Origin of the sequence: Methylocaldum sp. (genome assembly GCF_039794385.1) — a bacterium.
GTDB lineage: Bacteria > Pseudomonadota > Gammaproteobacteria > Methylococcales > Methylococcaceae > Methylocaldum.
Genome location: NZ_JBDIVO010000030.1, coordinates 21223 through 28128, shown reverse-complemented (window position 1 = coordinate 28128; position 6906 = coordinate 21223). Strand labels below are relative to the sequence as shown.

The following is a 6906-nucleotide window of genomic DNA, read 5'->3' as shown; positions in this document are numbered from 1 at the left end:
CTTCGATAAATTGACGCTCCAATTCCTGTTGGAAACGGTGACGATTATATAGGCCGGTCAACGGGTCATGGTTCGCGAGCCAAATCATACGGTTTTCCGCTTCGACTCTATCCGTAACGTCGAGACCGACCGACAGAATCGCAATGCCCTCCGGGTTATTTTCATGAAGCCGGGTGTGCACCCAGACCACGAAGCGGCGCGTCCCGTCTTTACACAGTAATTCCGCCTCGTGCTGCAGACGTTTCCGTTGCCCATTCCATAACCCGAGCAGTGCCTGCTCCAAATCGTCCCCGATTTTGCTTTCCAAAATTAAGGAAAGAAAATCCTTGCCGCTAAGGTCGCTTTGGCTATAACCGGTAATTTGTATGACAAAGTCGTTAGCCGTAAGAATTCGCCCTTGACTTGTTTGGGTCAGGATAATGACCTGCGCAGTGTCCAATAGCCCTTGAACGAAATCGCGCTCGGCGGCCAGTTCGGTGGTCTTGTGCGTTATTGCCTGTGCTTGCTCCTCAAGTTGGTGGGACAGAGTCAATGCTGTTGCACTCAGAATCGTGATTTCATCGTTGAGTCCGGATGCCCGATGGGCAAGCCGCTGTCGAGCTTCCTTATAGGCGCCTTGTGCCAACATCGGTAGGGTGTCGGCCAGCCGGCGAAGCTGACGGATCGGCAGGCGCATTAGTAGAAGCAACAGCAGCTCAGCCGTTAAGAGGCTCAAACCGCTCAGCAAAATACCGTCACGGGCAGCTCGCCTAATGTGACTCACCTGAGCGGTGACGTCGCTTATCATCAGAACCGATCCTTCCGCTTGAAGCAGATTCTTCAACGGCATGACATCGATCGCATAGTAGCGTCCTTTCCAAGTATGAATGTCCTCACTCGCCATAACCGGATTAGGTAAACGCTCGGACAGCTGCTTCAGAAATGGAGCGAGGAGGTCCAAGTGGGTGAGGGCGGCTATCCTCATAGACCACTTAGGGATAGAGTAGGCATTGTCTTCCGTGCCATTCGCGATCAAGATCCCCAGGTCTGAACCGGTCAATGAGCGGTGTTCGACTACGAGCTGCGCGATAGATTGGGTAAGACTGAACACGCCAACGACCTGTCCCTGGGACAAAACCGGTTGGTATGCGTTTAGAGTGCAATGTTGGGCGCACGACAACAACGACAAGGGCTTTTCTTCCTTGAATACCTGTAAAACCGTAGCTTGCTCTTCTGGACGCGGCGCCTGCGCCGGCGCAGGAGTACCCCCCCATTGCCAGAATCGCTGTGCATTCGGCTTAAACAATGCAAGACGCTCGATGTCCAGATCGTACTGAAAATCGTTGAAAACGTTAGCGGCTTGCCGTAATCCCGCATAGTCCTCTCCGGTCAAAGCAGAAGCAAAGCCGCCGACCGAGGCTAGCAAAGAGCCGATTTGCTGCAAACGGGAAGTCGAACGGTCCAGCAAGTCTTGAACTTGTCTGCTTAGCAAACGTCTATCGAGTTGGCGCTGCTCCTGAAATTGGTACTCGAGATAGAAATAATTCAGAATGGCGAAGGCGCTGCCAATTCCGACGATCATGATGCTGAGAAACAAAAAACCTTTCCAAAAGAGGCTCAGGAAGGGTGATCGTGGTTTGGAACTAGCCCGAGCCTGCCCAGCCGAAAGACGCGCCGGATATGATTTCGGTCTGGCAGTACTACCGAATTCGGGTCCGTTGAAAATTTTTCGAAGTGCCAAGATTTTGAACTGAATTGAGAGAACGGGCTTAGGCGTTTATCCGGATAACCTTTTTTCAGTATAACCCATGTAATGATAATCAATCGTTTGCCGCCTCGCTCTTTCGTGACGAATGGAAGTACAAGTCACCTGTGAGCAACTGGGATGGCTAGGATTCAGCCGCCTCGTTTATACTCTTGTACTGATCAGACGATTTTTACGGAAAGCTCATGAAGATATCTGTTCAGGCTGTAGTTTTATCTGGAGGGGCCGGTACTCGATTATGGCCATTTTCACGGGAAGCTTACCCAAAACAATTTCTCCCGCTTGTCGGAGATAAAAGTCTCTTTCAGGAAACGATTTATCGGGTCATTAGCATGGGCGCTCAGGAGGGCCAGTTAGAGTTACTGTCGCCCTTGGTCGTCTGCAACGAAATGCACCGGTTTATCGTGGCAGAGCAGCTTAGACAGATGGGCTTGGACCGAAGCGCTATTCTTCTTGAGCCTATCGGAAAAAATACCGCGCCGGCAGTGACTCTTGCAGCTTTGTACGCTTTAGAGGATGAGTGCGATCCCGTTTTGGTGGTATTACCCTCCGATCATCACGTAGAAAATGTCGCAGAATTTCAGGCGCGAATGTCGAAAGCCGTGGAACTGGCTGCCAAAGGTGACATCGTCACGTTCGGCATAGTGGCTCAAAAGCCGGAAACAGGCTTTGGTTATATTCGGCGCGGGGCTGACATTGAGCAGGGCGTATTCGTTCTAGATGGGTTTACGGAAAAACCGGATGCCAAAACGGCTGCCGATTATCTCGCGTCCGGCCGCTATTTCTGGAACAGTGGGATATTTATCATGCGGGCCGGAATCTGGCTTGACCAAATTAGTCGTTGCCAGCCTGCAATCTTTGACGCTTGCAAGGCGGCATTGTCGGCCAGCAAACGTGACGGTGATTTCATACGTGTCGACAAGGACGCATTTGCACAATGTCCTAGTGACTCGATCGATTACGCTGTCATGGAAAAGCTGAACACCGCGGCGGAGGAGGTGCCTAGAGGCGTCGTATTGGCGCTGGACGCGGGTTGGTCGGATCTTGGATCGTGGCCGGCGCTCAGCGAAGTGAAGCCTGCGGATGATTCCGGCAACGTCGCGATCGGCGATGTCTTTCTCAAAGATACGAGAAACTCGTTGCTGTATTCGCAGAACCGTTTTTTGGCCACGGTCGGTATAGAAGACGTTGTAGTGATCGAAACCACGGATGCTGTTTTAGTGGCCCACAAAGATAGAGCTCAGGATGTTAAGTCGATCACGGAGTATCTCAAGAAAGCCAATAGATCGGAGCACGTGTTCCACGCGAAAGTTCACAGGCCCTGGGGTGATTATGAGTCGATCGATAACGGCTCTCGTTATCAGGTAAAACGCCTTACGATTAAGCCTGGCGCGACTCTCTCGCTACAGATGCATCACCATCGCGCGGAACATTGGATCGTCGTCAAAGGCACGGCGCAAGTGACGCGCGGTGAAGATACCTTTCTTCTCACCGAAAACGAGTCCACTTATATCCCGCTCGGCATTAGGCATCGCCTTGAAAATCCGGGCACAATTCCTTTGGAAATCATTGAAGTACAATCCGGAAGTTATCTCGGCGAGGACGATATCGTTCGGTTCGAAGACCGATACCATCGCCTCGAATCTTAAATAATCTACAGACTCTATATAAATTATTCACGTATGACGCTTCACTGCGGAATCGTGGGTTTGCCGAACGTCGGCAAATCCACCTTGTTTAATGCACTGACAAAAGCAGCCATTGCGGCGGAAAATTATCCTTTTTGTACCATCGACCCAAACGTCGGCGTGGTTCCCGTACCGGATCCCCGATTGGACGCACTGGCCGAAATTGTAAAGCCGGAGCGCGTTGTACCGACGACCATCGAATTTGTCGATATTGCAGGCCTGGTAGCCGGCGCGTCTAAAGGGGAGGGGTTGGGAAACCAATTCCTCGCGCACATTCGAGAGACCGATGCCATTGCCCATGTCGTCCGCTGCTTCGAAGACGAAGATGTTGTGCATGTGGCAGGAAAAGTCGACCCCATTTCGGATATCGAAATCATCAACACAGAGCTGACTTTGGCTGATCTAGCTACGGCCGATAAAGCTTTGCAGCGTGTATCGAAATCGGCGAAATCCGGAAGCAAGGAAGATTTAGCAAAGAAGCAGCTGATTGAGAAATTGCTGGAACATCTCGATTCCGGTCAACCGGCACGAACTCTGCCGATGGAGGAAGAGGCCAGAGCGTTTGTTCGCGACCTGCATCTTCTTACGATGAAGCCGACGATGTACATCGCCAATGTACGCGAGGATGGATTCGAAAATAATCCCTACTTAGACCAAGTACGCGCCTTCGCAGAAAAGGAGGGGGCTGTGGTCGTGCCGGTTTGTGCAGCTTTCGAAGCTGAAATAGCGCAACTGGAAGATGATGAGAAAGGAGACTTTTTAAAGGAAATGGGATTGGAAGAACCGGGCTTGAACCGTGTCATTAGAGCCGCGTATCGACTGCTCAACCTGGCGACTTACTTTACGGCCGGAGTTAAGGAGGTACGGGCTTGGACCATCCCGATCGGAGCGACGGCTCCCCAAGCTGCGGGTGTAATTCACACGGATTTCGAACGCGGCTTCATTCGCGCCGAAGTCATTGCATACGATGACTTCATCGGCCATCGAGGCGAACAAGGCGCCAAAGATGCTGGAAAGTGGCGCCTCGAGGGAAAGGACTACGTCATGCACGATGGTGATGTAGTTCATTTCCGCTTCAACGTTTGAGTCTTAATTTAGTAAACGGCATTAGTCATCGAGGCACGCGATAGCAGTGTCGATCGATCTGTTTGTTGGAAGCGGTTCAGAAATGGGAGCCGCTTTCAACACTATGTATTTAGCCCGTGGTTTCTGATTTAACATAATATACATTATGCGTAATTAGCTTAATGGTAATCCGTCACTTACACCGGCGGTTCCGCTGGTTACGGTCATTCGTCCTTCAAACAATAACAACGAGAGGACAACATGAACGAGTTTTATTGTGTGCGCGCTAAGACGGGTTTCCAGTGCCCCAAGAAGGCCGCCGCGTTCCTGGGGGTGTCGGTCTGGACCGTGAAGAACTGGGAACGATCCGGCGCACCCGTCGCGATCATCAAACTGTTTCGGCTGATAGCCCAGGATCTCGGCTGAATCGGTAAGGATTGGGAAGGCTGTTACATCGCGGAGGACCGCATCATCGGCCCAGGACGGGCCTTCATCACGCCCGGCATGACCGGGCCTATCCGTACCTCGAAAGCGAACTGGAAGGACGCCGAGCCACCGATTTAGATCGTTGGAACCGTCGCCAGCGCTGGCGGCGTTGGCTCAACGAAGGCCGGGAACTGGTTTCCAACACCGAAACGCCCAATTTAGGCCAAGAGTGCCACCCATAGCACTAAGTCCGGGTTATTACTACTGACCCGAACTTCCCAAACTCGGACCAAAGCAGCTGAGGCTTACATCCTCAAGTTACCGAACAAACGCCGTGTTAGGTTTGCTTCTTATGTTTTGCGGAACCATGGCCTATATGTTCAGATAATGGTTGCTCAACAGCTAGAACAACCTCGCCCGTATCGGTATTAATTACCAGCTCTTTGTAATAATCATTCTTGCGGTCAATAATTCGTTCCTTTTCCATTAGATGTCCTGCTTCGCTAAATTCCTGGCCACGAAGTGCCTCGTGATCATATTTGCCTCGCCCTCTCTTCCCAATGCGCGAAACCCCTTTTGCGGCGACACGACCAACCTCAGCCTTGGCGGAGACGCCCACGAGTTGAACCGTTACATCTGATGAGTCTGTGTCTGTGTTGACTGCTAGATCCTTATCGATATGTTTGTCTATGAAATCCATAACCATTTCCAGTAGGCCTTTCATTCCAATCGCGAGATGGTGAACATTTTTGGCCAAGTCGTAAATTTCGTCATACTTGAAGGTCTTGGTCTCCAGCCCAAATGGAGAACCGTCGAATGAGTGACGGACAAACTTAATTGTTTGATCGTCATTGGCCTCCGTTAAATGACCGTGAATGAACCAATTACGAAATTTCGCGGCAGATTCTAACTGCTCTAGGACAGGGAGATACGGGGAGGCCCACTGCATAGTTTCTAGTCGCGTGAAACTCGCGCGCAGGTATGCTGCTTTCCGTCCAAATGCGCGAGGCCTGTACTTTTCTATGATCTTTCCATGAAAAAAGGTGTGGAAATAAGCAACTAACGCGTCAATAAGAAATTCGAGGTGGGCCCACTGCAACGTCACCTGACCAATGCATTCAGCAATGGCTTTTTTTCTTCTTACTTGCAGGCTTTCGCTCGTCATGTCATTCCTGATAATTCGATTATTCAACGTCTTCAACGAGACTGTAGAAAAACTCTGCTTTCGCGAATTTTAGGGTCTGTAGCTCATTGATTGTTCATTTTGAGTTTAGCGTTTTCCTACACCTTCAATGTGCGCCCTTAAAGGGCCGAGGAAAGTGCGCAGCGCTTTCCTCGGCCCCTATCTCGAAGGCATCGCTAGGGCCGTTGGGGGCAAATCTCTTCCAACTAAAACCCCGATAAAAAAATATGATTTACCACCAGATTCATACGGAATAAACTGAGCCGACAGAGGAAACTGACCAAGCGCGCCAATCGATCCCGTCATGGAGTAAATTCTTGGTCGCCAACGGAAGTTCGTCATAACCAACGATCGGCCGTTAATTTTCAGTTACGTAACGATTCGACTTCAGGTTGGAAATCTCAAGTCGCGCATCATTCAACAGCTTAATTACATCCGCCAACTCGCTTTGAACCTGGATCAGTTCCCGCTGCACCGATTCAAGCTCGGCGTTCATCCGCTCAACTTCATACCCATCAGCCCCCTTCCCTTTTTCGTCACGTAACGCCTGTAATTCGGCCTGCCTCTTGGCTCGCCATTCCGCCTGTCGCTGCGCATTGGTTTTTGCTTGACCAGTTGCAGGACGCCCCCGTCGACGTTGCAAGGGGGCACTTTTAACGGGCTGCTTATCAGTCTGGTCTTTCATTTCTCGTTACTAACGGTATTTAGCGAAGGCAGTTCTATTATAGTTACGTAACGACTAATTTCAAATATTTTTCATTACGTAACACCTATCGTTTACCGCAGTTGCGACATCGGAC

General features: G+C 50.7%; 6 protein-coding genes. 3 read left to right on the top strand and 3 right to left on the bottom strand.

The window, feature by feature from the left end; all coding sequences use genetic code 11:
• Nucleotides 1-1561 (bottom strand): cache domain-containing protein (locus ABJK70_RS04945; protein WP_347257476.1); only part of this gene is annotated, 1561 nt, incomplete at its 3' end.
• 368 nt (nucleotides 1562-1929) lie between these two features.
• On the opposite strand from ABJK70_RS04945, the gene ABJK70_RS04940 reads away from it, so the two are divergent.
• The 3 genes from ABJK70_RS04940 to ABJK70_RS04930 all read left to right on the top strand — a co-directional run bounded on the left by ABJK70_RS04940 (nucleotide 1930) and on the right by ABJK70_RS04930 (nucleotide 4923).
• On the top strand, nucleotides 1930-3393 hold the full coding sequence (locus ABJK70_RS04940; RefSeq protein ID WP_086134758.1) for a mannose-1-phosphate guanylyltransferase/mannose-6-phosphate isomerase: 1464 nt from the start codon (nucleotides 1930-1932) through the stop codon (nucleotides 3391-3393).
• Nucleotides 3394-3426: 33 nt separating this feature from the next.
• On the top strand, nucleotides 3427-4518 hold the full coding sequence (gene ychF / locus ABJK70_RS04935; protein WP_077732554.1) for a redox-regulated ATPase YchF: 1092 nt from the start codon (nucleotides 3427-3429) through the stop codon (nucleotides 4516-4518).
• Nucleotides 4519-4758: 240 nt separating this feature from the next.
• Nucleotides 4759-4923, top strand: coding sequence for a hypothetical protein (locus ABJK70_RS04930; RefSeq protein WP_156881191.1), 165 nt, complete (start codon nucleotides 4759-4761; stop codon nucleotides 4921-4923).
• A 337-nt stretch (nucleotides 4924-5260) separates the two neighbouring features.
• Here the strand turns inward: ABJK70_RS04930 and ABJK70_RS04925 are convergent, their stop codons facing one another.
• Both ABJK70_RS04925 and ABJK70_RS04920 read right to left on the bottom strand, forming a co-directional pair.
• Nucleotides 5261-6088 carry a hypothetical protein gene (locus tag ABJK70_RS04925; protein ID WP_139841114.1) on the bottom strand — a complete coding sequence of 276 codons (828 nt, stop codon included), beginning with the start codon at nucleotides 6086-6088 and terminating at the stop codon, nucleotides 5261-5263.
• A gap of 376 nt (nucleotides 6089-6464) precedes the next feature.
• Nucleotides 6465-6791: a hypothetical protein gene (locus ABJK70_RS04920; protein WP_347257475.1), complete on the bottom strand. Its 327-nt coding sequence runs from the start codon at nucleotides 6789-6791 to the stop codon at nucleotides 6465-6467.
• Nucleotides 6792-6906: the final 115 nt, after the last annotated feature.

Coding starts and splice junctions, on each gene's coding strand:
- ABJK70_RS04930 (WP_156881191.1), top strand. CDS start 4,759: ATGAACGAGTTTTATTGTGTGCGCGCTAAGACGGGTTTCCAGTGCCCC.
- ABJK70_RS04940 (WP_086134758.1), top strand. CDS start 1,930: ATGAAGATATCTGTTCAGGCTGTAGTTTTATCTGGAGGGGCCGGTACT.
- ychF (WP_077732554.1), top strand. CDS start 3,427: ATGACGCTTCACTGCGGAATCGTGGGTTTGCCGAACGTCGGCAAATCC.
- ABJK70_RS04920 (WP_347257475.1), bottom strand. CDS start 6,791: ATGAAAGACCAGACTGATAAGCAGCCCGTTAAAAGTGCCCCCTTGCAA.
- ABJK70_RS04925 (WP_139841114.1), bottom strand. CDS start 6,088: ATGACGAGCGAAAGCCTGCAAGTAAGAAGAAAAAAAGCCATTGCTGAA.